Annotated in this window: 22 protein-coding genes; 9 read left to right on the top strand and 13 right to left on the bottom strand. The window is 61.7% G+C overall.

Annotated elements, in window-relative coordinates; translation table 11 throughout:
- Window positions 1–64 precede the first annotated feature (64 nt).
- A complete protein-coding gene (locus SCL_RS07735; RefSeq protein WP_096360684.1) occupies window positions 65–1,957 on the top strand; it encodes an O-linked N-acetylglucosamine transferase, SPINDLY family protein in 1,893 nt (630 codons plus the stop codon).
- A 7-nt stretch (window positions 1,958–1,964) separates the two neighbouring features.
- Here SCL_RS07735 and SCL_RS07730 read toward each other — a convergent pair whose 3' ends face one another.
- Window positions 1,965–2,552: a tetratricopeptide repeat protein gene (locus tag SCL_RS07730; RefSeq protein ID WP_096360683.1), complete on the bottom strand. Its 588-nt coding sequence runs from the start codon at window positions 2,550–2,552 to the stop codon at window positions 1,965–1,967.
- Window positions 2,553–3,266: 714 nt separating this feature from the next.
- Between SCL_RS07730 and SCL_RS07725 the strand changes: the two genes are divergently transcribed.
- The 7 genes from SCL_RS07725 (at window position 3,267) to SCL_RS07695 (ending at window position 10,570) form a co-directional block, all read left to right on the top strand.
- Window positions 3,267–4,085 (top strand): VPLPA-CTERM sorting domain-containing protein, encoded by an 819-nt coding sequence (locus tag SCL_RS07725; RefSeq protein WP_096360682.1) that lies wholly within the window; start codon window positions 3,267–3,269, stop codon window positions 4,083–4,085.
- Between the two features lie 294 nt (window positions 4,086–4,379).
- Entirely contained in the window at window positions 4,380–4,937 is a 558-nt protein-coding gene (locus SCL_RS07720; RefSeq protein WP_148665035.1) for a hypothetical protein, read from the top strand.
- A 64-nt stretch (window positions 4,938–5,001) separates the two neighbouring features.
- Entirely contained in the window at window positions 5,002–5,568 is a 567-nt protein-coding gene (locus SCL_RS07715; RefSeq protein ID WP_096360680.1) for a VPLPA-CTERM sorting domain-containing protein, read from the top strand.
- A 256-nt stretch (window positions 5,569–5,824) separates the two neighbouring features.
- Window positions 5,825–7,861 carry a S8 family serine peptidase gene (locus tag SCL_RS07710; RefSeq protein WP_172425972.1) on the top strand — a complete coding sequence of 679 codons (2,037 nt, stop codon included), beginning with the start codon at window positions 5,825–5,827 and terminating at the stop codon, window positions 7,859–7,861.
- A gap of 11 nt (window positions 7,862–7,872) precedes the next feature.
- Window positions 7,873–8,817 carry a hypothetical protein gene (locus SCL_RS07705; protein WP_148665034.1) on the top strand — a complete coding sequence of 315 codons (945 nt, stop codon included), beginning with the start codon at window positions 7,873–7,875 and terminating at the stop codon, window positions 8,815–8,817.
- 125 nt (window positions 8,818–8,942) lie between these two features.
- On the top strand, window positions 8,943–9,773 hold the full coding sequence (locus SCL_RS14345; RefSeq protein WP_096360677.1) for a VPLPA-CTERM sorting domain-containing protein: 831 nt from the start codon (window positions 8,943–8,945) through the stop codon (window positions 9,771–9,773).
- An 86-nt stretch (window positions 9,774–9,859) separates the two neighbouring features.
- Window positions 9,860–10,570: a VPLPA-CTERM sorting domain-containing protein gene (locus SCL_RS07695; protein ID WP_096360676.1), complete on the top strand. Its 711-nt coding sequence runs from the start codon at window positions 9,860–9,862 to the stop codon at window positions 10,568–10,570.
- A 6-nt stretch (window positions 10,571–10,576) separates the two neighbouring features.
- Here the strand turns inward: SCL_RS07695 and SCL_RS07690 are convergent, their stop codons facing one another.
- From SCL_RS07690 to SCL_RS07635, 12 genes are all read right to left on the bottom strand, one after another.
- Window positions 10,577–11,362, bottom strand: coding sequence for a type II secretion system protein N (locus tag SCL_RS07690; RefSeq protein ID WP_096360675.1), 786 nt, complete (start codon window positions 11,360–11,362; stop codon window positions 10,577–10,579).
- Window positions 11,359–11,868: a type II secretion system protein GspM gene (gene gspM / locus SCL_RS07685; protein ID WP_096360674.1), complete on the bottom strand. Its 510-nt coding sequence runs from the start codon at window positions 11,866–11,868 to the stop codon at window positions 11,359–11,361. Before gspM ends, SCL_RS07690 begins: the two co-directional genes overlap by 4 nt.
- A 1-nt stretch (window position 11,869) precedes the next feature.
- Window positions 11,870–13,129, bottom strand: a complete 1,260-nt coding sequence (gspL, locus tag SCL_RS07680) for a type II secretion system protein GspL (RefSeq protein WP_172425971.1) — start codon at window positions 13,127–13,129, stop codon at window positions 11,870–11,872.
- A 94-nt stretch (window positions 13,130–13,223) separates the two neighbouring features.
- Complete coding sequence (gene gspK / locus SCL_RS07675; RefSeq protein WP_172425970.1) at window positions 13,224–14,204, bottom strand: type II secretion system minor pseudopilin GspK; 981 nt, start codon at window positions 14,202–14,204, stop codon at window positions 13,224–13,226.
- 16 nt (window positions 14,205–14,220) lie between these two features.
- Complete coding sequence (gene gspJ, locus SCL_RS07670) at window positions 14,221–14,826, bottom strand: type II secretion system minor pseudopilin GspJ (protein ID WP_096360671.1); 606 nt, start codon at window positions 14,824–14,826, stop codon at window positions 14,221–14,223.
- Entirely contained in the window at window positions 14,823–15,245 is a 423-nt protein-coding gene (gspI, locus tag SCL_RS07665; protein WP_096360670.1) for a type II secretion system minor pseudopilin GspI, read from the bottom strand. The genes gspJ and gspI overlap by 4 nt, the downstream gene beginning before the upstream one ends.
- Window positions 15,242–15,748 carry a type II secretion system minor pseudopilin GspH gene (gene gspH / locus SCL_RS07660; RefSeq protein ID WP_096360669.1) on the bottom strand — a complete coding sequence of 169 codons (507 nt, stop codon included), beginning with the start codon at window positions 15,746–15,748 and terminating at the stop codon, window positions 15,242–15,244. The genes gspI and gspH overlap by 4 nt, the downstream gene beginning before the upstream one ends.
- 8 nt (window positions 15,749–15,756) lie before the next feature.
- A complete protein-coding gene (gene gspG / locus SCL_RS07655; RefSeq protein WP_172425969.1) occupies window positions 15,757–16,206 on the bottom strand; it encodes a type II secretion system major pseudopilin GspG in 450 nt (149 codons plus the stop codon).
- An 8-nt stretch (window positions 16,207–16,214) separates the two neighbouring features.
- Complete coding sequence (gene gspF, locus SCL_RS07650; RefSeq protein ID WP_096360667.1) at window positions 16,215–17,435, bottom strand: type II secretion system inner membrane protein GspF; 1,221 nt, start codon at window positions 17,433–17,435, stop codon at window positions 16,215–16,217.
- 129 nt (window positions 17,436–17,564) lie between these two features.
- Window positions 17,565–19,079, bottom strand: coding sequence for a type II secretion system ATPase GspE (gspE, locus tag SCL_RS07645; protein ID WP_096360666.1), 1,515 nt, complete (start codon window positions 19,077–19,079; stop codon window positions 17,565–17,567).
- Window positions 19,080–19,097: 18 nt separating this feature from the next.
- Entirely contained in the window at window positions 19,098–21,401 is a 2,304-nt protein-coding gene (gene gspD, locus SCL_RS07640) for a type II secretion system secretin GspD (RefSeq protein ID WP_096360665.1), read from the bottom strand.
- A 44-nt stretch (window positions 21,402–21,445) separates the two neighbouring features.
- Window positions 21,446–22,321: a type II secretion system protein N gene (locus SCL_RS07635; protein ID WP_096360664.1), complete on the bottom strand. Its 876-nt coding sequence runs from the start codon at window positions 22,319–22,321 to the stop codon at window positions 21,446–21,448.
- Between the two features lie 148 nt (window positions 22,322–22,469).
- On the opposite strand from SCL_RS07635, the gene dnaE reads away from it, so the two are divergent.
- On the top strand, window positions 22,470–25,922 hold the full coding sequence (gene dnaE / locus SCL_RS07630) for a DNA polymerase III subunit alpha (RefSeq protein WP_096360663.1): 3,453 nt from the start codon (window positions 22,470–22,472) through the stop codon (window positions 25,920–25,922).
- Window positions 25,923–25,934 lie beyond the last annotated feature (12 nt).

Below are 25,934 nucleotides of genomic sequence, written 5' to 3'. Positions count from 1 at the left end.
TCGAAACGGCTGAAGTCTCATGACCACGACCATGCCGCCGGCGCCACCGATGCCATCCTGATACATGTCCCAGACCGATATCCTTCTGCGCTCCAAGCTCAAGCTCGGCAAGGACCTCATCGCCGCCCGCCGCTTCGACGAGGCGCGGCTGGTGTATCAGCAGGTCTGCGCCGGGCTCAAAACCGATGCCGACTGCTGGCACACGCTCGGCGCCATCAACGGCATGCTCAAGCGGCACGACGAGGCCGTGGCCTGCTGTTCGAAGGCGGTGGAGCTGAATCCGCGGCATGTCGGCGCCTGGTACAACCTTGGCATTGCGCTGCGTGACACGCGTCAGCTGGAAAAGTCCGTGACCGCCCTGCGCCGGACACTCGCGCTGAATCCGCGGCACGAAGGCGCGGCCACGAGTCTCGGGCATGTCCTCGCGGCGCTGCACCGTTACGAGGAAGCGGAGGAGGTGTTTCGCGGAATACTGCGCTATCAGCCCGGCAACGCCGAGTTTTACGCCGTGTACGGGTCCGCGATGCAGACGCTGGGCCGTTACGAGGCCGCCATCAACGCCTACGACAAGGCGATCCGTCTGAAGCATCCGCGGCTCGCCGAAATCCAGGAGAATGCGGCCGCGGCGTTGTGCATGCAGGGAAAATACCGCGAATCCATCGAGTATTTCGACGCGGCGCTGAAGCTGGAACCGCGCAATGCGCGCATCCATTCCAGTATGTTGCTCACGCTGCATTATCTTGCCGGGCAGGATCCAGTGGAGCTGCTGGAGCGCCACCGCCAATGGCCGGGCAACGTGGCGCGCCCGGTTCCCGCGTCCGCGCCGGGGCCGATCGCGGCCGCCGGCGAACGGTCGGCGCGCCTGCGCATCGGTTATGTGTCCGCGGACCTGCGCAAGCACTCGGTGGCCTATTTCATCGAACCGCTGCTGGCGCATCACGATCCCGCGCGTTACGAAATCACCTGTTATTTCTCGCACAAGGAAGCCGATGACACCACCGGGCGGCTGCGGCGTCTGGCGCATCGCTGGCGCGATGTCGCCGACATGGACGATGCACAGTTGTCGCGCGCCATCGCCGATGATGCGATTGACATCCTGGTGGACCTCAACGGCCATACCTCCGGCAACCGGCTCACCGTCTTTGCATCCCGGGCAGCGCCGGTGCAAGTGTCTTTTATCGGTTATCCCGATACGACCGGCGTCACCGGGATGGATTATCGCCTCTCCGACGCCATCGCCGATCCGCCGGGCGCGGAGCGGTTTTGCACCGAATCGCTGTATCGTCTGCCCGGATGTTTCCTGTGCTACCGGCCGCCGGAGAACGCGCCGCCGCCGGCACGGTCGCCATGCGAGACGAACGGTTTCGTCACCTTCGGTTCGTTCAACAATCTGGCCAAGGTCAATCCGGAGGTCATCGCGCTGTGGGCGAGACTGTTACTTGCTGTGCCGGGCAGCCGGCTGGTCCTGAAGAATCCTTCGTTGACCGACCGGTCCACGCGCGAACGCTATCAGGCTCTGTTTGCGGAGGCCGGAATTCCCGGTGAGCGTCTCGACCTGATCGGCTACATTCCGGATGACGCCGGTCATCTCGGTGCCTATTCCCGCATCGACCTGGCGCTGGACACGTTTCCGTACAACGGCACCACGACAACCTGCGAGGCGCTGTGGATGGGCGTGCCTGTCGTCAGCCTGTGCGGCGATCGCCACAGCGCGCGCGTGGGGGCGAGCCTGCTGACGGCGGCGGGATTTCCGGAATGGATCGCGGACACACCCGAGCGCTATGTCGCGACAGGGCGCGAACTCGCGGCCGATGGCGCAAAATTGGCCGGGCTCCGCGCACAGTTGCGCGAACGCGTCAAACAGTCGCGCCTGTGCGCGGCCGGGGATTATGCGCGGACGGTGGAGTCGGCTTATGAAGCGATGCGGACGGGAGTTCGCGACACGGCGGGAGGATGAGACCGGTTCATGCCATGCGTCCGGCGGACTGCCGCAGCTGGGCCATGCGTTCTTCGAGCCGGGGCAGGCCCGGTTTCAGCGTCGCCGCCTGTTCGTATTCGCGCAAGGCTTCCGCCGGCAGTCCGATCTGATCCAGCAGAATCGCCAGGTTGTAATGCGCCTCCGCGTAATACGGTTGCAGGCGCACGGCATTTTCCAGCGCAGCCCGTGCTTCCCCGGCGCGGCCCGCGAGGATCAGGGCATGGGCGTAATTATTGAGCACCGCGGGGTTGTCCGGGGCAAACCTCAGGACATCGCCGAATTGAGCGGCGGCTTCGGCGTGCCGTCCCAGAGCCGCCGAAGCGCTGGCGAGGTTGGTCAGCGCCGGCAGATAGTCCGGCTGGATGGCGAGCGCCCGGCGGCACGCCGTGATGACGTCCTCGAAGTTTCCGAGATGTGCGCAGGCGGCGCTGTACATGATCCAGGCCTCCACGTCGCGCTGATCGCCCTGGCAAAGCTCGGCCAGCAAGGCGCGCGCTTCTTCCAGGCGACCCTGGCTGAGCAGGTCCTTCGCGCGCCCCTTCCGCACATCGTCAGGCAATACATCCTGCGTCATGACATTACCCCTGTTTCTGTTTATTGCGGCACGCGGTATCGCTGTGCAGTCGGATACTATCCCAAAAGATCGACGCGGCTCTCCGGATCAGTTCACACTTGGCCAGATCGCGTAGCTGTGTTCCCCGGGCAGGCTGATCGCTGAAATGAATTCCGGATGCGGATGCTATCGGGTAGCTCCTGATAATGCCCCAGTAATTGTCATTTTACTTTGTAAAAACATAATGTTGTGTATGTTTCAGGAAAATAAGTCGGTAGACTTTACAGATCCATAGGGCCTTTATGTATTTGGTCCATTGTGGTTCCGGCGCGCTGTCGGCTGCATTTAACTTATTGAATAAATTATTATTTAATGTATTTTGCGCTTGGCATGCCGAGTATTCAGCCATGCATCAGGGGCTGACGCAACTGATGTAATGGATTTATAGGCCCATTCGACACAGCATATCTGTCGGTATTATTTACATTCTTGAATCAGGCAAACCCGAAATGTGACATAACTATATGAATTTAATTGTATAAATTATGTGGCACATGGATTGCATTTAGGCAGAGGCGGAAAGGACACTGCTCGCAGTGCCAAGCTTTTTCTTAGGCGAGGGGTTGCGTGTAAGTCCGGACGCGGTTTTTACGTAAAAACATGCTGTGCATTTTGAAAAGCGTAATTTGTGTTCGATAAAACTGTGTTTTAACTGGAGGAAGGTTAATGAATCCTATGATCAAGAAGTCGCTTATTGCTTCCAGCATCGTGCTCGCTTTTGGCGCGCCGGCCGCTCAGGCCGCGCTCGTCACGAACCTGTACGGCGCTTTTGACTTTTCCACTGACCGCGCCAACTTCACCATGTTGGATGCCGGTGGCTACACCGTCGGCGGCACCAACGACGTGGCCATGACGTGGGACGGCAACGGCTACACGTCCAGCTCGGACTACACCGGCCCGGGCAGCGGGTCGAACGTGACCGCGTCGTCAACCACGGGTTTCTTCGGTCATACCTGGACCGCGCATGACATCCAGGTGTTCACGCCGGGCAGCTACAGCTTCGATGTCACCCTGGGTGGCGGCGCGGCTGAGACTGGCTTCCTGAACGCGACCGTCGGCGCTGGCCAGATCGGCATGCACATGCTCTTCGATTGGAACACCGCCAAGAACATTGACGTGTTCGTGGTGGCCAACCCGGGCAGCATGTTCGGCCCCGGCATCGCCCGCAGCTCGAACATCAGCGGCTGCGATTCCACCGCCTCGGCGACCACTCAGAACTGTCTGTGGGATGGCCCGGGCTATGTGGGTGGTCTTGCCACCAACAAGCCGGCCGGCTCCACGGTGTGGATGCTGGCGTCGGCCGACGGCAACGCTGACGGCGTCATGGGTATCCCCATGCCGACCGGCGGACCGTTCCAGAACTTCAACGCCAACTTCAACGCCAACATGACCGCAACCCCGGATGCCGTTATCCCGGTGCCGGCCGCGGTGTGGCTGTTCGGCTCGGGCCTGCTCGGCCTGGTTGGTATCGCCCGTCGCAAGAAGAAGGCCTAAACGGGAATTGTCTGACGAGCTGAATCCGTCAGAGCAAATCCTGTAACGGTCCATGAGGAATAATAATAATCGGTAAGGTGGTGGGTGCGGTCCGCAAGGACCGCACCCATACGCTTGTCCGAAATCGTATTCGGAGTTCGGAGGAGAATTAAACAATAATATTTTGGGGAAATTTTAAATGACAGAGGGTGCGGTTTTTGCTCTCTGCCGTTTTTTGTTCGGATTCAACAGAGTCGGAAGAAACAACGGGAACAACGAAGAAACGGGCAAGCGCCCTGGGCGTGGAGAGTGCATATGAAAAAAATATCGTTTGCTCTGGTGGGTGCATTTTTTATCGCGGGGCTCGCTATCCTGGCTCCTGCCATGGCTGAAACGCCGGATGGCACCACCCCGGCCAATGAAGGCGTGTGCGACGTGTTGAAGACGAATGCAACGCCGGGTCTGTACGGTCTGTGCGTCGCCTATTGCGAGGCGCAGGATCTGGACACTTTTGAAAAAGAACCCGTCAATTCCAAGATACTTGCCAATTACAACAAGAAGAAACAGGCAAGCGATCCCGACATGCCTTGCGTGAAGATCCCCTGCCCATGCTGGAGCGATGCCGAACTGGCTTCCATCACGGCCGACAACATGGCGGCGGCCTGCATGCGCGCCACGAACAGAATCCAGATCATCGACAATGCGCCCAGAACTCATTTTGCCGAGTCGGATACGACCGTAAGCCGGGAACGTTGCCGTTATATCGATCTGAACGTGGCGCCAACGGTGATCAGGAGTTTCAACATTACCGCACCCGAGGCTGCCGCCTGTTATGCGGCGGTAAGCAGCGCTTGTTCGGCTGTAGGGCTTTAATTTAATAATTTAATTAAAAAGTTCATAACGTTTGCACCAGGACCACAGGACGGAGAGTCTTATTATGAAGATGAATAAAACCTTCTCAGGATTGGCGGCGACCTTGGCATTATTCTGTGCAGCGCCTGCGGCTCACGCCGTTTCAACCACCTATAACTTCACGATCACGGGCGATGTGCTGAGCGGTGATGAATGGTCACCCAACGCCTACAACCTGACGGTCGGTGAAAGCGTTACCGCTACCGGCACCTTTACGGCAGACTTGGGAACCATCGGCAGCGAAACCGGCACGGTTTCCTTCGCTACCGGCACCGGCAATACCATGAGCATTAACCTCAACGGAACGTTCGTTTACGCGACCGATGACAATGGTTATGGCTCGGGGCTTGGGCCTTCCCTGACTTTCACCGCCGGGTCTCTGTATGATTTCGATTTCCAGAAAACCGGTTCGCCAAGCTTCAATTCATCGTTCCTGTTTTTTGATGACTATGACCAATTGCTGGGACAGTGGACCAGCATGAGCCTCACCGTGGCTCCGGCTCCGATACCCGTGCCGGCAGCAGCGTGGTTGTTTGGCTCCGGCTTGCTTGGTCTGGCGGGTATCGCCCGGCGCAGAAAAAATAATCAGTAAAATTCAAATATAATCTTTTGTCGGGTTATCCCGGTTCATGGGCCGACCTGCCTGAAGAAGGAATTTTGGATGGGGAGTATGGAACGGCGGGGCACAGGATTTGTGCCCCGCCGTTTTGCTTTCAGGAGAGCGCGAAGCAGCACGAGAAATCGGGAGCAGTAACATAAGGAAGCACCGATCGTGTGCATGCCGGCCACGCATGAAAATGCCGCATGAGAGCTGGCTTCTGGCCGATTGTTTTATCCGGAGGAGAAGGATGGCAGCAGCGTTTATCAGGCGTTCATCTGCGCTGCTGTGCGCTGCCATTCTTTTTGCCGGCCTGTTGTCGGTGCTGGTGCATGACGCGGCGGCGGACTCCCGCTATTCTCACGAAATTCGGCTGAAGATGGAGCTCGCGGGACGCGAGCCCGGCGCTGCCGCGGCACCGGTGACCGTTATTGTCGAGGCCGGTCCCGAGACGCCCATATCGTCATTGATTGCAAAACAAGGCGGCGCGTTGCGTCATCGCTGGAACCGCCTGCATGAGGTTTCCGTTCCCGCCGGAAAGCTGTCAGCCCTGATCCGCTCCCTGCCGGAGACAGCCCTGCTGCGCTTGCCCTATCCGCACGAACCCTCCGCCGTGACCGGGCAGGGGGTGGCGCTGACCGGCGCGGCGGACATGCAGGCGCTCGGTCAAACAGGCGCGGGTGTGACCATCGGCGTCATCGATCTGCAATTCTCAAACTACACCAATTCGCAGGCCTCGGGAGATCTCCCGGCCAGCCTGGTCATTACTGATTACACCGGTACCGGTACCGGTGGCGGCACGCATGGGACCAACGTCGCCGAGATCGTGCATGAAATGGCGCCGGGCGCCGCGTTGCGCCTGGCCAAGATTGGCAGCGAAACGCAGTTGTCGCAGGCGGTGGACGACATGATCGCGGCCGGGACCGATGTCATCGTGCATTCGGTGTCGTGGTTCAATGCCGCTTTCTACGACGGCACGGGCGCCTTGTGCGACATTACCGCGCGCGCCGAGGCGGCCGGGATACAGTGGGCCAACGCCGCGGGCAATTACCGTACCGCGCATTATCTCGGCACCTTCACGGACACCGACGGCAACCTGCGGCATGAGTTCGCGGCCGGGCAGAATTACAATACCGTCAGCCTGACCGCGGGCAGCGCCGTGTCGCTCTACATGAACTGGGAGGCATATCCGACCACGACCATAGACTATGACCTGGAGCTCTATCTTGGCGATCCCGGCGCCGGTGGCAGTCTGGTGGCATCCTCGCTGAACAGGCAGTCGGGCAAGGGCGGGGCCTGGTATCCCTATCCCTACGAGGCGATCGCAAATTATGTGCCGGCCGTTACCGGCACCTATTACATCGTGGTACGCAAGATCAGCAGCGCGACCGCCAACCGGCGGCTGACCCTGTTCACGACCGGTCCTGCATTGGGGACCAAGACCACCGCCAGCAGTCTGACGCAACCGTCCGATTGTTCAAGCACGCTGGCCGTGGGCGCGACCAATCTCAGCGATGTTCCCGAAGGATACAGCTCGGAGGGCCCGACGACGGACGGCCGGGCCAAGCCGGAAATAAGTGGACCGGATGGCGTCAGTACGTCGTTGTCTTCAGGATTCTACGGCACTTCTGCCTCCGCGCCGCACGCGGGCGGCGCCGTGGCGCTGTTGAAGGCGCAACACCCCGGCTTCTCGCTGGCCCAGATAAGGTGGCTTCTGACCAGCACCGCCAAGGACGTCAATACAGCCGGATTCGATTACCGCACGGGAAACGGACGCATGAGCCTGGATGCCGATGGCGACGGGTTCAACCATGATGTCGACAATTGCCGTCTGGTTTACAACCCGACCCAGGCTGATCTCGACGGCGATGGTATCGGTGATGCCTGTGATACCGATATTGACGGCGATGGTCTGACCAACACACAGGAAAGCGCCCTCAACACAGACCCGTATAACCCGGATACCGACGGCGACGGACTCACGGACGGGGTGGAGGTCAACACTCACGGGACCAATCCCCTGTTGGCCGATACCGATGGCGATGGTTTGCCGGACGGACTGGAGATTACCTACGGCACGAATCCGAAGTTGTCGAACAAGGGAGACCTGGCGCCGTCCGGCGTGCCGGATAACCAGATCAACGTATCCGATCTGATGATGCTGATGCGATTCGTGGGGCAGTTGCAGGTCCCGGGAGCCCGGGACCTGACCCTGGGCGACATGAATAACGACGGCACGCTGGATGTGCGGGACGTTTTAATGCTGCGGCGGCAGCTTGGATTTTAGAGAGGCTAACCATGAGTCAATACCTTGCAAGCACCCGTGTCTCCCCGGTAGTCCGGTCGGGGAGGCAATCACTCGCCTGGCTGGCCAGCGCGGTAATTGCAATTTTTACCCTTCCGGCCTGCACCAGTGTCAATACCTTTCCCACGATCGCCCGCCCGGGAGACACCGTTTCGGTCATGGTCGGCGGGTCGGAGCGGGCGCGCAAGGAAACGATCGGCGTGACGCTGAGGGATGTCAACGGCCAGACGTGGAATTTGAAGACACTGGGCCTTGTGCGCTCGGTGTTCAATCTGCGCACCGATGGCCGGGCGCAGGGCCTGCATTATTCCTCCACCCTGGAAGGCGACATTTCCTGGATTCTCGGGCATGAGCCGGTACAGACAGTGTTGATTGCCGACATCCCCGCCAATGCGGCGCCCGGAGCCGCGAGCATGACCATTTCACTGAATGCCTCCGACAACAGTTCGGGCGTCTCCGATCCATTCACGGTGAATCTTCAAATCGTCCCCGGCAGCGGCAGTCAGGACCAGTTTTTCCGGCAGGATTCCCTGTCCGGAACCTCCATGCCAGTGAATTTCGGCAAATTGGAACCGGCGCCGCACGCCAAGATCAGCTTCGGCGGCAGTACGGCTATCGGGGCCGCTTCGCTGAAAATCGGTTTCAATGGCGCGGTACTCAACGGGAACGACATCAATCTGTATACGCCGGAATCGGCGGTGAAGTCAGGCGGCGCCTTTGGCGATACCCAGCGCATGGTGTATTGGCGCCACGACGGCCAGTATCTGTATGTTGATGTCGTCGCGCCGCAGGGGATCGCGGGGAAATATCTGCAATTCTTCGTAATTCATCCAAAAGGATTGAGCGGCTCGCCCAATTTCGTGCTGACCAGTGTCGCCGTGTACGGCGTGGATGGCGCGCCGATTTCCGTTCAGCCGACTCTGGAGTATTTCCCGTAAGACCGGCAATGCCGGCATCGCCGGCCCGACGGTCCTTTTATACATGATGTTAACCGGATTATGGTAATGACATGACGCTGTATTAGTTACCCACAGCTCATCACACCTCACGGAGGATACAGGCAATGACAACACGAAAAATCTCCTTGTTCGCCGCAATCTCCATGGCTCTCGTTTCCGGTTCCGCCTTTGCCGCCCAGACGCCGTACGCGACCTTCACCGGCGCGGGCGGAGTGAGCAACCTTACCTGGCTGACACCCGAAGGCACGGGCTGTAGTACGCCGGAATGTAACAGCTACGGCGGCCATGGTTTCACGTTCGGTCATACGAACGATTTCACCTTCGCTTGGGATGGCACGATCTTCACCTCTTCGACCGATTACACCGGTCCGGGCGGCGCCAGCAATGCGACCATCTCGTCGCCGACGCCGCTCCTGGGTCAGTCCAACTGGTCTATTCACGGTGTTCAGATATTTGGGCCCGGAACTTACAGCTTCGATACCAGTCTTGGCGGCGGCGTTTCCGAGACATCCATGCTGAACATGACCGTAGGTGCCGGTCAGCTTGGCGTTCACATGTTGCTGGATTGGAACCTCAACTCCAACATCGACATCGTCAATGTCTGGAACATCAACTCGACATTCTCGAATTGCGGATCATCCACTTATGATGAGGCTGCGTTGAATTGCCTGTGGACCGGGACCGCCCACAATCCTGCAGGTAACCATGCCGGCACCGTTTTCCTGCTTGCCTCGACCGACAATGACGGTGACGGCACCCTCGGGATACCGATGGTCGAGGGCGGCCCGTTCTACGATCCCGGATTTGGTGGCCACAACTTCAACTTCAACCTGCAAGGCTCCATGACGGTGGTGCCCGTCCCGGCCGCGGTCTGGCTGTTTGGCTCCGGTCTGCTGGGGCTGGTGGGTATGGCGAGGCGCAAAAAGAAAAACTGATGGCAGCGTCGGTCCGATATTGATGCGGGCCCATTCTTCCGTCTTTACATGACTGAGTTAACAACCAACAACAACAGGAGGATGATATGTACAGCATAAAGAAAAGTGTATCGGCAGCTGTCGTTATCTTGGGCCTGAGCGCCGGAACGGTTCATGCGGCCACGACTTACAACAATAACTTCACCATGCTCGACGGCGGTGGCGGCATGGTCGGCGGCACCAACGACGTGGTCTTCACCTGGGACGGTTCGTTTAACACTGACCCGAATACCGCCGTCAGCAACGCCAGCATCTCCTCGACCACCCCGTTCTTCGGCATCAACTGGACGGCATACAACGTTAAAATCTACGGCCCGGGGACTTACACCATCTCGACGGCAGACACGGCCGGTGGTACGGGCTGTCCGACGGTCTTGCAAGCCAATTGCGCTTCAGGCGGGAACTATAATGTAACCGCTGACGCCAGCCAGGTAATGGTCCATATGAAATTCGCCTGGGGCAGCACCGAAGGCATCGATGTCGTCAATGTGTGGCAATCCGGCAGCTGGACCAGCCTGAATCCCGGCAACCCGATCTTCAAGGGGGCGAATGGTACTTATATTGGCCCCATCTACAATCTGGTGTCTACCGACTGGGATGGCGATGGTATTGCCGGCGGTGGCATGATTGACGGCCCGTTCCAGGGGTTCAATGCCAACTTCAATGTAAATGCCGTTCCGGTCCCGGCCACGGTCTGGCTGTTCGGTTCCGGTCTGCTGGGGCTGGTGGGTATGGCGAGGCGCAAAAAGAAAATCTGACGCGCCTCAATTCGAAGAATAAACCGGCGGCAGGCGGGTGTTGATATTCAGCGCGCGCTTGCCGCCGCCCTGATCGGGACCGAGCATGCTGAGCAGCGATTCCAGTTCGCCGGCGCGGGCACGCGGCAGGGCGGTACCGTTTATCTGAACCTGCCCGGTTTGAGGCTGCCACTGCCCCTGACCCGTGAATTCCAGATCGCCGCGCAAAGTGGTGAGCTTGAGGTTGGCGTTCTTTTCCGCACCCGTGATGTCCAGCCGGTAATCTCCGAGCGGTTGCACGCTGGAAAGGCTGCTCCCGGCGTTCAGCCATTCCAGCGCGGCGACGCCGTCCACCTTGCCTGATGCAAGCGTCAGGCTCTCTGCACTGATCCTGACTTTCCCCTGCGGGCTCATCAGCGACAAGGGCGTGTAGAGTTGCGCCACGAAAGCAGCGGGAAATTCCGTCTCGGTGTCCTCGAGCCTGAAACTGTTTCCGGCTATCCCCAGCATGGTTTTTATTTTCCGATCCTGGTTGCTGGTCTGCAACGACAGCTGAACGCGTCCGGTCAACAGCCAGAATGGATTGATGCCCCATTCGGCTTGGCCAAAATCATGCGGCGTGGTTGGCGGGTAATAGATCACCAGTTTGCCGCTCCCGCTCCACAGGCTGCCGGCAATGGGGTCCAGGCGCACGGTGCCCTGGGTGTAGCGGTTCAGTCCCCAGGCGAACCAGGACGCCGGCATCTCGATGATGAGAAACAGCAGATAAAAGACCAGTCCAAACACGACATACAGCACTATCTGTTTCTTCACGCGCCGGCACCTCGCAGCACCAGGCGCGCATTCACGGTGCCGGCCTCCGCTTGTGCCTCGAACGTGGCCTTTTCGATGCGCACGCCGCCCTGACTCTGGAGGCTGGCGAGCCAGGTGATCAGGGCGTTGAAATGCACGCCGTCCAGCGACAGGCGCGCGCCGTTGCTGCCGTCCGGTTCCATGCGTGTGATGCGGCCGCGGATGCCGTTGGCCGTGGCCGATTGCTCCAGGTTCGCCAGCAGGTTGCCGCCGGCCAGCGGCACGCGTCCGCTGGCGCGCAGCTGGCTGATTTCCATGGCCTGCACCCGCATCTGCGCCAGCTGGATTTTTTCCTGCGGCACGGTCGTGCGCAGTTTCCTGATTTGCGCCTGCCATGGCAGCCACAGGGAGAGATAGAGCAGGATCACCGCCCCGACGGCCACGCCGATGACCATCCAGCGCTCGCGCTGCGGCAGGTTGCGCAGGCGATCGAGCGATACAATGCGTAATGTGTCTTTGAGGTTCATGTCATCCACCCGCCTTGCCGCCCTGGCTCAGGCGCAATCGCCCCTCGATGCCGGCGGGAGTGGTGTTGGCGCCGACGACTTCGACCTGCAGGCCTCGCGCGATCAAGGCGTTCTTCAGGGTTTCCATCGCCTGGAAATCCGGCAGTGACAGATCCGCCGTCAGGCGCGATTCGTCATACTGGATGCCGCGCAGTTTTATCTGTGGATGGGACTGCATCACCGGCGCGAAATGGCCAAGCAGGGGCAGGGCGTCGGCCTGCGAGGACTTGCCGCTTTTGCCCTGCAATTCACTCAACAGGCGCTGCATCTGCAGCGCCGGGTCCACCACCACCTTGGCGTCGGGAAAGGTCTGGCGGAATACCTGGGTCATGTCCTGTTTCAGATTCTGGTGTTCGCGGTTCAGTTGCCACCATTCCCACGCGCTGAAGGCGAGGCTGCCGATCAGCCAGATCGCCAGCATGATCGCCGCCGGCCGCAGGCCGGGCAGCATTTCCTGCATCTGGTGCGAGGGCGCGAAGCCTCCTTGCAGCAGATTCAGCGCCGGAAGCGGTTCGTGATAACCGGCCCAGAAATCCTGTTTCTGGAGGCTCAGCGGCAGCTTGAGCTGGGCCCAGGCGGCCTGATCGAAGCCGGCGGGCGGATGAATCACCGTCAGGCCGACCGGGGCATCCTGCTTTTCCCGCGCCTCGCGCAGCGCCAGTTCCAGCATGGCGGGCGGGGTGCTGGCGCCGGCGGCGCAGGAGAAGCCGGAGGCCATGCCGGTACGCACCCACATGTCATTCTCGTGGAAGGTGACCGTCCAGGAGCCGGCATCCAGCGGGAGCGCCAGGATGGCAGGGCAGAAGCCCGTGGGCCGCAGGCCGGCATCGGTCAGATGTGAAATCCATGCCTGCATGCGCTCACGCGCGGTGACCGCCACCGCCAGATTGTTGCCTTCGAGTATCCGGTAGGCAAAATGCAGATGCTCCGGTTCGCCGATGAGCTGGTCTTCGAGCGCGAACGGCAGCGCCTGCTGGATTTTGGCGCGCGAGCGGGTTGGCAGGGTCACGCGAGTCAGCAGGCTGTCGGAAGGCGGCGTCCACACCAGCACCCGCGTCATGGCGCCGACGCCAGGGATCTGGTTCAGCTCCGTGACCTCGCCATGCGGCGCCGCGCCCGGACCCCGGCGCAGGCGCCAGCGGATTTTGCCCCGGTTTTCCGGCCAGCCGCGCGGCAGCAGCAGTTCCAGGTCACCGCCCTGGCTTGCCAGGGACTGCCGCAAGGATTGCAGCCACGACGCGGAGAAAAATCTGCGCTTTGTCAGGGAAGTGTGAGAGGCGGCCATTATTATCGGGTCGGGTTGTCTCTGGGCATCATTATATATTCCCGCCCGCGGCGGGAACCGGATTTTCGGCGGAAGATGGTTCCGAAGCAGCCGGGCGGTAGGGCAGACGCTGGCTGAGCCAGAGAATGCGAAAACCCGCTGAGCCCGCGCCGCGCTGGATCAGGGCCTCCGTGTTGCGCTGATAGCGGCCGAACAGGGTTGTTATCTCAACTTCATAATAAGTGCTTTGCACGCCATAAGGGGCAATGGTATTGGGATCAGACGGCAGCTGCGGATTTTTGGCACGAATATCCGCTATCGACTTGTAGGGCGCCCCCTTGGCCAGATTCTCGGCCATGATGGGGGAAGGATATAACAGCGCTTCCAGAACTTTCTTGTCGGCCGTGTTCACGTTGATGGCCGTGGGCTGGGGCAGGGCCGTGACGAAGTTCCGCAGTTTATCGACCATCTCCCGGGTAAAGCCGCGCACCAGGCGCAATTCCTCGATGCTCTGGAACGGCTGATTCGCGGCGCGATAGGGAGTCTGCATCTGGAGATAGTCAATGTCCTCGGCCCCGGCGGCGCTGGCATTGCTGTCGGCGTCTATCCAGTCGATCACGGCGTCAGTAAGATTTGGATCGATGGACAGGGACTGAAGAAGATACCTGAAGGCGCCAATATCCGGTGGGCTTGGTTTGCCACCGCGCACCAGGTTGTTGAGATTGAACCTCCCCTGAGCGTCATGGATTTTGCCTGCGACCTGTCCGCCCTCGACCGCGAGCGGAGGCAGATCCTTGGCCCAGTCTTCCGTGAGATTGTCACTCTCCGGGTTGTCCTTGGCGTCCTTGGCCAGAATGGTAATGGCCCATTCCAGCGCGCCGTCGCGCACGACTTCCGCCTGGGCACGGTCAGTCAGGTTCTGTGCCTGACGCGACCAGATCTGCTGATCGAGGCTCAGGTAGGCCGCCGTGGCGGCGGCGATGGCGACGACCAGCATGGCGGTGATCAGCGCCAGGCCGCGCTGCCGTGACACCGGCGCAGCTGTTGGCCTAGCCATTGATGAGAAACAACCGCGTGAATTCACCGCGTCCCTTGAGTGTGATTTTTACCTCGACTCCGCGGGGAAGAGGATCGGTGATGCTTTGGGCGGGCCACACATCGACCCAGGCGCCGGCCGGCGCGTAGAAGCGCACACGGAACTCCTCGACATCGCTGAGCAGCGGTGCCTCGGCTGGCGTGGTTTGCGGGCCCAGGTCGAGTACCGGCCAAGTGAGCCGTTTCAGCGTACCGTCATCCAGGCGATAGGCAACGCGCTGCAAATCGCTGCGCACCCCGTCGCTGAATGTCAGCACGCCGCCACGGGTGAATTCCATGCTGGGTGGAGACAACGCGCGCGTATCGGTTGGCTGCCCGCGAAACGCCGGCTGGGTAAATCCAATCACATCGCGCACGCTGCGCTCGCGTGCCTGCGACAGGTCCTCCTCCATGCGCGCGAAGGTCAGCGACAAACGGCTCCAGAATCTCTGTTCGACCTGCAAGCGTTCACGGTCAGCCATCAGCCGCGTGAGACTGCCATAGGCAATGGCGGAGATCATGGCGAAAATCCCGATCGCCACCAGCAGTTCCAGCAGCGTGAATCCGCGATGCTGCTTCATGTGCCGGCTGGGGTTGTGCCGGCGGGTGTGCCGGGCGGGGTTGTGCCTGTTGTGTTGCGCAGATATCCCACTAGTCTGGCCTGGGTGTCCTCGCTGCCGGCCTGACGCCGTACCGTGATTTCGATGCGCCGGATCGCCGATTCGGGTGTGGTGGATACCTGCTCGCGCCAGAACCATTTCTCCCCGCCGATTTCAGTGTCACCGTCCTTGGTGTCGGCGGCCGGCCAGTCGCGGCGTATCTGGTGCTCGGCCAGACGGTTTTGCGCCACCCATAGCGCCACATGCCGTTCGCGCAGCGTGGCCGTGGCGTCAATCGCCTGTGCCAGGGTGCGCATGACGGCGGTCAGCGCGATGGCCAGCACCGCCAGCGCCACCAGCACTTCCACCAGGGTAAAACCGCGCGGCCGGCGCGGCCTCATGCCTTCTCCGCCGGCGTCATTGTTTGCGCCGTGATTTCTCCCGTGAGTGTGCCCTCCACCCGCCAGCGCACGTCACCCTGCGAGAAAATAACCGTGAACGGGGACAGTTCTCCGGTCGGCAGCAGGATCAGGCGCGGTGTTTTGGTTTCGTCGTCTTCCGGCACGCCCTCGACGTCCACCCTGGAGATGACAATGCCGGACGGCAGCGGCCGCGCGCGCAGCACTTCATCCCCGTCCATCGGCTTGAATTCACGGTCATCGTCGAGCATCAGGAAGGAGTAACCTTCGCGCTCGATTGCCACCGCCAGTATCTTCCCTTGCAGAATGGATTCCTGTTGCGCGGTTTGCAGCAGCAACACCAGGCGCCGGGCCTCGTCGCGCACCGGGCTTTCCCGGTCGGGTTCCAGGTTGACACTGACGATGCCGAGCACGATGACGATCACCAGCATCACCACCGCGACCTCGATCAGCGTGAAACCCCGTTGCGAGCGCGCGCGGTACATGACTAGGCTCAGTAGTCGAGATTCCACGACCCGATGTCGGCGTTGATGCCGTCGCCCCCGGGCTGTCCGTCGGCGCCATAGCTGAACACGTCGATCTCGCCTTGCAGGCCGGGGTTGAGGTACTGGTAATCGTTTTTCCATGGATCCTTCGGAAGGCGGTCCAGGTAGCCGCTGGATTTCCAGTTGCGCGGGATCTCTCCGGTCTCCGGTTTTTTGGTCAGCGCCTGCAGGCCCTGCTCGGTCGTCGGATAAACGCCGTTGTCCAGGCGGTAGAGCTTGAGCGCGTTGGTGATCGCCTGGATGTCGCTTTTGGCGGCGATGATGCGGGCCTGATCCGGGCGGTCCATGATGCGCGGCACGATCAGCGCCGCGAGGATGCTGAGAATCACCACGACCACCAGGACCTCGATGAGCGTGAAGCCCCTGACTGCATTATTCGACCGCAACGCCTGTTTCATGGAAATCCTCATTTGATAAGTTGATTCATTTCGAAAATCGGCAACAGGATGGCGAGTACGATGAATAATACGATCGCGCCCATCACCAGAATTAGCACCGGTTCGAGCAGGGCAGTCAGCGCCCGTACCCAGTTTTCCAGTTCCCGTGTCTGCGCCGTGGCGGCGCGGTCCAGCATCTGGTCGAGTTTGCCGGTGGCCTCGCCGCTGGCGATCAGGTGGATCACCATGGGCGGGAAAAGTTTGGTTTTGCCGAGCGCCCGGGCAAGGCTGCCGCCTTCGCGCACCTGCCGCAAGGCGTCTTCCACCGCCGCCCGCATGGGCATATTGGTGACGGTCTGCACCGACGACTGCATGGCGTTGAGCAGCGGTATGCCGCTCGCCGTCAGGATGCCGAGCGTGCTGGACAGGCGCGCGGCGTTGGTGCCGCGTATCACGCGCCCCACCATCGGCAGGCGCAACAGCAGGTGATGCCAGCGCAGGCGCAGATGCGGCTCGCGCAAGGCAACGCGAAAAGCGAAGAACGCCGCCACGACAGCCACCAGCCACCACCAGCCGCCGGCGCGCAGGAAATTGCTGATCGTGATGAGCATTTCCGTGATGATCGGCAGTTTTTGTCCGGTATTTTCGAAAACCCGCGTGACCTGTGGCACGACATAAACGACCAGTCCGATGACCACGGCGCTGGCGACCAGCGTGACCAGGGCCGGATAGATGAACGCCAGCAATACCTTCTGCTGCAGCGATTGCCGGTTCTCGGTGTAATCCGCGAGGCGCTCCAGCACCTCGCTGAGCTTGCCCGACTGCTCGCCGGCATCCACCATGCTGCGGAAAATATCCGGGAAGGAGTCGGGAAACTGCGCAAGGCTGCGCGCCAGCGACTGGCCTTCCAGCAGGCGCGTGCGCACCCCGGCCAGCACGGCGCGGGAACGCGCGGTTTCGGTCTGTTCAATGAGGGCGTTGAGGCATTCCTCGATGGTGAGGCCGGCGTGAATCAGGGTGGCGAACTGGCGCGTGATCAATGCCAGTTCGGCGCCGGGTATGCCGCGGCGCAAGGAGAAATTCCAGCCGCCGCGTTTGGATTCCGCGCGCTGGTCGATGACTTCCACCTGCAACGGCGTCAGGCCTTTCTCGCGCAGCGCCGCGCGCACCTGGCGCTCGGCGTCGCCTTCCATCACGCCCTTCACGGCGTGACCCATGGCATCCAGCGCCTGGTATTCGAAGGCCGCCATAGACTTACGCTAACCCGACGTAGCCCGGATGGAGGCGCGTAGCGCCGGAATCCGGGGAAGCATTAACAAACCCCGGATTCCGCTGCGCTTCATCCGGGCTACAACTGTTATTTCTTTTTTTCCGGTCCGTCATTCGCGTGTCACGCGCAGCACTTCTTCGAGGCTGGTCGCGCCCGCGCGCACCCAGCGCAGGCCGTCGTCACGGATGGTGCGCATGCCGTGCGCGCGGGCATAGTCGCGCAATTTTCCCTCGGAAGCGCCATCGTGGATGAGGGTACGCATGCTTTCGTCAATGCTCAGCAGTTCGTAAATACCGGTGCGTCCCTGATATCCCGTATTGGAGCAGGCGGGACAGGTTCCGGGTGCGTAGATGGACCTTGCCCCGGAGGTGCCCTGGCTGTCATCGAGCATTTTGCGCTCGGCCGCGTCCGGCGTGTGCTCGCGGCGGCAGACCGGGCAGAGTTTGCGCACCAGGCGCTGGGCCAGCACGCCGAGCAGGCTCGAGGCCACCAGAAACGGCTCCACGCCCATGTCCACCAGGCGCGTCACCGCGCCGACGGCGTCATTGGTGTGCAGGGTGGCCAGTACCAGGTGTCCGGTCAGGCTCGCCTGCACCGCGATCTGCGCGGTCTCGAGATCGCGGATTTCGCCGATCATGATGATGTCCGGATCCTGGCGCAGGATGGAGCGCAACGCCCGCGCGAAAGTGAGATCGATCTTGGCGTTGACCTGCATCTGGCCGATGCCGTCGAGATCGTATTCGACCGGGTCCTCGACCGTGAGGATGTTGTGCTGGGTGCTGTCGAGCTTGCCCAGTGCGGCGTACAACGTGGTGGTTTTGCCCGAGCCGGTGGGGCCGGTGACCAGGATAATCCCGTGCGGCTGGTTGATCAGTTCCACCAGTATTTTCAGCGTGTCGTTCGACATGCCCAGGCCTGTCAGGTCAAGGCGCCCGGCCTGCTTGTCCAGCAGACGCAGCACCACGCGCTCGCCATGACCGGTCGGCACCGTCGAGACGCGCACGTCCACCGGCCGGCCTGCGAGTCGCAGCGTGATGCGGCCGTCCTGCGGCAGGCGCTTCTCGGCGATGTCGAGGCTGGCCATGATCTTGACGCGCGAGACGATCACGCCGTGCAGGGCGCGCTGCGGCTCGACGATGTCGCGCAACACGCCGTCGATGCGGTAACGCACCACGGAACGGGTCTCGAACGGTTCGATATGGATGTCGGAAGCGCCCTCGCGCACCGCCTGGGTCAACAGGGCGTTGATGAGCCGCACGATCGGCGCATCGTCCTCGCTTTCCATCAGGTCCATGGCCTGCGGCAGGTTTTGCGCCAGTTCCGCCAGGTCGAGGTCTTCGTCGAGATCGTCGACGATGTCCATGGCCTGCGACACGCCGCGCTCGTAGGCGCGGTTGAGGGCGGAATCGAACATGGCCGGGCTCAGCTCGCGCACCTGGATCGGCTGGCCCAGCGCGCGGTCCAGTTCCGCCAGGGTCGCGCTGGTGACGCCCGGTTTGGCCCAGACCTCGAGCAGGCCGTCACGCACGCAGGCGCTGATGACACCGTGGCGGCGCGCGAAATGATAGGGCAGACGCTGGGTCCAGGCGGGGTCCAGGGCTTGCAGGTCGGGCGCGTTGTCCATGGCGGCCGTCAGGAATGGTTAAGGCGATGCGCGGTCGGATGGCGACGTCGCGTCGGGAACATTAGGCGGCCCAAATGTTTTGTCCGACGGGATTTCTTCGGTAATTCTGGCGTCCTTTTTGCTCTCGGTCGGACCGGGAGGCAGCGGCTCCCTCGGTTTGAAGTCCTCGAGGATGGGCGCCGGCTGATTGCTGATTTTCTTTTGCTCGGCATTGATGTGCGAATAACGGCTGGAGCTGAAACCATAGCTGTCTTCCGGGCCCCGGACGATGACCGGACGCAAAAACACCATCAGATTGGTTTTTGTTTTTGTCTCGGTGCGATACTTGAACAACCAGCCCAACAGGGGAATGCGGCCAAGGAAAGGAACGGCCTGGGTGTTTTCCCGCGCGCTGTCTTCGATCAATCCACCCAGCACGATGGTGTTGCCATCATCCACCACGACAGTCGTTTCGAGAGAGCGCTTGTTCGTGATCAGGTCCGAGGCCTGTACGCCGGTCGCCTGAGCGACGCTGGAGCTTTCCTGGGAGATCTGGAGCTTGACAGTGCCGCCTTCCGATATCTGCGGTTTGATTTTCAGGGTCAGGCCGACGTCTTTGCGTTCAATGGTCTGAAACGGGTTTACGGTTCCGCTGGTGGATGTCGCCTGCGAAAAACTTCCCGTCACGAAGGGAACGTTCTGGCCCACGACGATTTTCGCCTCGGCGTTGTCCAGCGTGAGCAGATTGGGCGTGGACAGAATATTGCCGATGCTTTTTTCCTCGAGCGCGCGCGCCAAGGCTCCGAGACTGCGTACCTCGGTGCCGTCCGAAAGGGTAATTTTTCTGCCGAGATAGGCCAACGACAATCCGCCCGCGGAGCCCAGCGATGTCGGGTTGGTGGCGACTCCCACGATCGATGTGCCGGAGTTGGGGAAATTGGTCAGGCCGCCAACGGTCCCGCTTCCCGATTGCGCGCCCGCCGCCCACTGGAATCCGAATTGCGATGCCTTGTCGGTCGTGATTTCCGCAATGAGCGCTTCGACGTATACCTGCGCGCGCCGCACGTCGAGTTTTTCGATGACGGCGCGCAGATTATTAAATACCGCGTCCGGGGCGCTGATGACCAGTGAATTGGTGGATTCGTCGGCCTGGATTTGCGAGGACTCGGCGCCGGATTTGGTTGCCGCGGGGCGTCCCGGCACCACCGCGGCGGTCGTTTGCGCGCGTGCCTCGCCCGTCAACAAGCCGCGCAGAATTTCGGCCAGCTTGGTGGCTTCGGCGTTGCGCAGATATACCACGCGGGTATTGCCGGAAACCTTGGCCGGCACGTCCAGCTTTTCCACGAATTCGCGCAGGTCCTTGATGGCACCCTGATTTTCCGCGCGCACCAGCAGGCTGTTGGTGCGCAGATCGGGCAGGATGGTGACGCGATCCGCCTCGCCGCCGGCAGCCTGGGCGGGGCCGGGCGTTCCGGGAGACTGGGAAACATTGGGATAAAGCCGGACGACCATGTCGGCAATGTCCAATGCCGAAGCATACTTCAGGGGAATGATGGCCAGCTCCGCGCCGCCACGCTGGTCGATGATCTCGACGATACGCAGCAGATTACGAATGTTGTCGGCGTAATCCGTGACAATCAGGGTATTGCTCGGCGAGTACACCGAAAGCTGGCTGGTCGGCGCCATCAGCGGACGCAACAGCGGCACCAGTTGCGCGGCGGAGCTGTGCTGGACCGTGATGACATGCGTCATGGTCTGCTCGCCTGGTCGCGGCATCATGCCGGTGGTGACATCGGCATTCTGTTTCGCATCGGCGATCGGCACCAGCTTGACGAAGCCGCTGGCGCTGTCGATCGCGGTATAACCCTGCGCCTTCAGCGATGCCAGAAATATCTGGTAAATGGCTTTCCGGGATACCGGCTGGGTGGAGATGATGGTCAGCTTGCCCTTGACGCGCGGATCGAGCAGGAAATTCTTGCCCGTGATTTGCGATACGGTCTTGACCACCGCCTGGATGTCCGCTTCCTGGAAGTTGAACATCATTTCGCCCGGGCGCAAGGCCGGTCCGGCGGGCGCCGTGACGGTCGGCGTCACCGAGGATGGCCGGGAAGGCGGCATGGGCGGAGCCGGGCGCGGCGCCGGGGCGGCGCCCATCGGTGTCAGGGGTGAGGCCGGGTGGCTTCCTCCGTTCAGGGGCGGAGACGGGGCGGCCGGCATGGGTGGTGCGTTCATTTCCGCCTCGTCCGCCTGGTCCTGCGCATGCGTGGATAACGGGGTGGCGAGCAGGATGCCCAACGCCAGCGCGGCGAGATGTACTGCCAGGGAATTACGGGAGTCGGCCATCCTCAATCCGGTATGTTCAGTGACGTCATGGGCATTGGAAAACCTTACTGATTTTGCGCGAACTGGTAATAAAGTGACTCGCTTTTGCCGCCGCGCGTGATATCCATTTGCACCGAACTGATGCTGGATATCTGCTGGTAGAGCCTGATCGCGTCTTCCGCGGAGTTGATCGGCTGGCCATTGACTGACTTGATGACGTCGCCCGCGCGCATGCCCAGTTTTTCATAGAGGCTGCCCGGCTGGATCTGCCGCACCAGAAAGCCGCCGCCGCTGGACGGTACCAGGGTGGCCTGTTTCAGGAAATCCGGCGTGCGCATCTGCGCCGCCAATTGATCGCGCGCCACAGTATATTGGTTGGTTCCGGTTTCCTGCACAATGGCGCCGCCGCCGGGCATGCCGGCCGTCCGGTTGACGGCAGGGGTAGCCATTTCCTGTGGCGGTTGAGAATGGTCCGCGCCCTCGAGCAGCAGGCTTTCGAGCGCACCATTACGTCCGATCACGACCCGGTCCGAATACACCGCCTGCAACACCGCGCTGCCCGTGATTGTCTGGCCGACCGCGAACGGTTCCTGCGCCTGGCCGTTGACCGAAATCAGCGCGTAGCCACCGGCGCCCGAGGCGATCACGCCGGCGAGGATCAGGTTTAGGCTGCTGATGGGCAGATTGTCGAGACGCCGGCCGGTCAATTCCTGGCTGACCTGACCGAAGAGATGGGCCGCGAGCAGAGGTTGTAATGAAAAAGCATTGGCGGCCGCCGCAGGCGGAGGCGGCGCGACCACGAGTGGCGGCAGCGGCGGCTTGATCATGAGCCAGGTCCATTGCGCGAGGCTGGCGGTAAGCAACAACAGCATGCCGCCGTTGAGAACGCCCGGAAGCCACTGCCTGACGCGGGGATTGCTGATGACCTCGGTAATGCTCATTTATTCAGTTTCAGTCGCTTGCGCAGTGGATTGGATGTGCCTGATCAACATTATATCCGGACATCCGGAAAAGCCTAACTAATCGGGTATTCGTGCCACCGGTTTTTACTGCTTCCCTGGCCCCCGGATTTACGGTCAAATACCGGCCGTGAGCCGGCCCTTCGTCCATTTACGCGTCCATACCGAGTTTTCACTGGCAGACGGCATCGTCCGCACGGACGACCTGGTCAAAACCGCCGTCCGCCATGGCATGCCGGCCGTGGCCGTGACCGATCTGGCCAACCTTTTCGGGGTGGTCAAGTTCTATCAGGCCGCCTGCGCCGCCGGGGTCAAGCCCCTCATCGGCGCGGATGTGTGGCTGGAGAACCCCGCCGACCCGCACAAGCCGCATCGTCTGGTCTTGCTGTGCCAGAACACCGAAGGTTATAGACGTCTGTGCCGCTTGCTGACGCGCGCCTACGTGGAGGGCCAGCATTCCGGCCGGCCCTGTCTCGCCAAGTCCTGGCTGGAAGCGCCGATGTCGGGGCTGATCGCGCTGTCAGGCGCGCACGAGGGCGATATCGGTCAGGCGTTGCTCTCCGGCAATGTCGCGCACGCGGATGAGCTGGCGCATGCCTGGCAGCAATGGTTCCCCGGCTGCTTTTATCTGGAGCTGCAGCGTACCGGCCAGCCGTTTCAGGAAGATTACAATCACGCCGCGGTGGACCTGGCGCGCCGGCTGTCGCTGCCGGTGGTGGCGACGAATCACGTGGTGTTCCTGCAGCCGGACGATTTCGACGCGCACGAGGTCAGGGTCTGCATCCAGGACGGCCGCGTGCTGACCGACACCCGCCGCCCGCGCCGCTACACCCCGCAGCAGTATTTCCGCTCAAGCGAGGAGATGGCCGAGCTGTTCCAGGACATCCCCGAGGCCCTCGACAACACGGTGGAGATCGCGCGCCGCTGCAACCTGCATCTCGAGTTGGGCAAATATTACCTGCCGGCCTACCCGGTGCCGGAAGGTATGACCATCGACCAGCTGCTGCGGCGGGATTCGGAGCAGGGGCTGGAGGCGCGCCTGAATTTGATGCCGGTGGAGACGCGCGAGGCAAAGCGTAAACTTTACACCGAACGCTTGGAGCTGGAGCTGGCCACCATCGTCAAGATGGGATTTCCCGGTTACTTCCTGATCGTGGCCGACTTCATCCAGTGGGCCAAGCAGAATGGCATTCCGGTCGGTCCGGGGCGCGGCAGCGGCGCCGGGTCGCTGGTGGCCTGGAGTCTCGGCATCACCGAGCTCGATCCGATCAAGTACGACCTGCTGTTCGAACGTTTCCTGAACCCGGAACGCGTATCGCTGCCGGACTTCGACGTGGACTTCTGCATCGAAGGGCGAGATCGCGTGATCGAATACGTCAACCACAAGTACGGCCAGGACAAGGTGGCGCAGATCATCACCCACGGCACCATGGCGGCCAAGGCGGTGGTGCGCGACGTCGGGCGCGTCATGGATCATCCCTACGGTTACGTGGACAAGCTGGCGAAGCTCATTCCCTTCGAGATCGGCATGACGCTCGAGCGCGCGCTCGAAATCGAGCCGCAGCTGGCGGAGCGCTACCAGAAGGAAGATGACGTGCGCGACCTGCTGGACACGGCGCGGGTACTCGAAGGCCTGGCGCGCAGCGCCGGCAAGCACGCGGCGGGCGTGGTGATCGCGCCCGGTCCGCTCACGGATTACATGCCGCTCTACTGTGAACAGGGCAGCACCCAGACGGTCACCCAGTTCGACATGGGTGACGTCGAGGCCATCGGGCTGGTGAAGTTCGATTTTCTGGGGCTGCGCAACCTCACGATCATCGACAAGGCGCTCAAGACCATCAATGCCGGGCGCGCAGAGAAGGGCGAGCCACCGGTGGTCATCGAACAGCTGCCCATCGACGATCCCGCGACCTACGCGCTGATCAAGTCGGCGCGCACCACCGCGCTGTTCCAGCTGGAATCGCGCGGCATGAAGGACCTGATCCAGCGCCTGCAACCGGACAACTTCGAGGAGATCGTGGCGCTGGTGGCGCTGTTCCGGCCGGGGCCGCTGCAGTCCGGCATGGTGGACGACTTCATCAACCGCAAGCACAAGCGCACCGCCATCAAGTACCTGCATCCGAGCCTGGAACCGATTCTCAAGCCCACCTACGGCGTGATCCTGTACCAGGAGCAGGTGATGCAGATCGCGCAGGTGCTGTCGGGCTACACGCTCGGCGGCGCCGATCTGCTGCGCCGCGCCATGGGCAAGAAAAAACCGGAGGAGATGGCCCAGCAGCGCGAGGGCTTCGTGCAGGGCGCGGTCGCGCGCAGCGTGAGCGACAAGCTGGCGACGCATATCTTCGACGTCATCGAGAAGTTCGCCGGTTACGGCTTCAACCGCTCGCACTCGGCGGCCTATGCCCTGATCGCCTACCAGACGGCCTGGCTCAAGGCGCATTACCCGGCGGCGTTCATGGCCGCGGTGCTGTCGTCGGACATGGACAAGACCGACAAGGTCGTGACCATGATGGCCGAATGCCGCGACATGAAGCTGAACATCCTGCCGCCCGACATCAACCGCTGCGAATATCACTTCGTGCCGGTGGATGACGGCACGATTCTCTACGGCCTGGGCGCCATCAAGGGCCTGGGCGCAGCCGCCATCGAGGCCATCCTGCAGGAGCGCCATCGCGAAGGGCCGTTCAGGGACTTGTTCGATTTCTGCCAGCGCATCGACCTGCGCAAGGTCAACCGGCGCGTGCTTGAGTCGCTGATCAAGGCCGGCGCGCTCGACGGCCTCGGCACGCATCGCGCCGCCTTGATGGCCTCGCTCAACGCGGCGCTGGCCGCCGCCGACCAGCACAGTCGCAACCTCGAGGCCGGGCAGTCGGACATTTTCGGCGCCACCGCGGCCGCGCCCACGGAGGCGCATGTCTACGAAACCGTGGCCGAGTGGAGCGAGGAACAGCGCCTCGATGGCGAGCGGGATACGCTCGGCCTGTATCTCACCGGCCACCCGATCGCGCGCTACGCCGAGGAACTCAAGGCCATCACGGATGCCACCATTGCCGAGATCAAACCCTCCAGCGACAGCACCCTGGTGGTGGCGGGGCTGGTGGTGGCCCAGCGCACCATGCAGACCCGTCGCGGTGACCGCATGGCCTTCGTGACGCTCGACGATCGCACCGGGCGCCTGGAGCTCGCGGTGTTTTCCGATCTGTACGCGCAAAGCCGGGAGCTGCTGGCCAAGGACACCCTGTTGGTGGTGGAAGGCCAGGTGAGCGTGGATGAATACACCGGCGGATTCAAAATGTCCGCCGAGAAGCTCTATAATATTGATCAGGCCCGGGCCGCGTTCAGCGCGCGGCTGGTGATCGACGTCAATGCCGAGCAGGCGGGCAATGGTTTTGTCGAGGAGCTGAAGGAAATTCTCCGGCCCGCGGCGCAGGGCAAGTGCCCGGTGTATCTGCATTACCGGAGCCCGCAGGCGGAGGCCGAGATCGTGCTGGGCGATGAATGGCGCATCAGCCCGACGAACAACGTGCTGGAGCGCCTGTCGCGCCTGGCCGGTGAAAGCAGTGTGCATCTGATATATCGCTGACCAACAGGGAAC

The organism is Sulfuricaulis limicola (genome assembly GCF_002355735.1).
GTDB classification, from domain to species: Bacteria; Pseudomonadota; Gammaproteobacteria; order Acidiferrobacterales; family Sulfurifustaceae; genus Sulfuricaulis; species Sulfuricaulis limicola.
The sequence above is the reverse complement of the archived record's forward strand: the minus strand, read 5'-3'. Positions and strand labels throughout refer to the sequence as shown.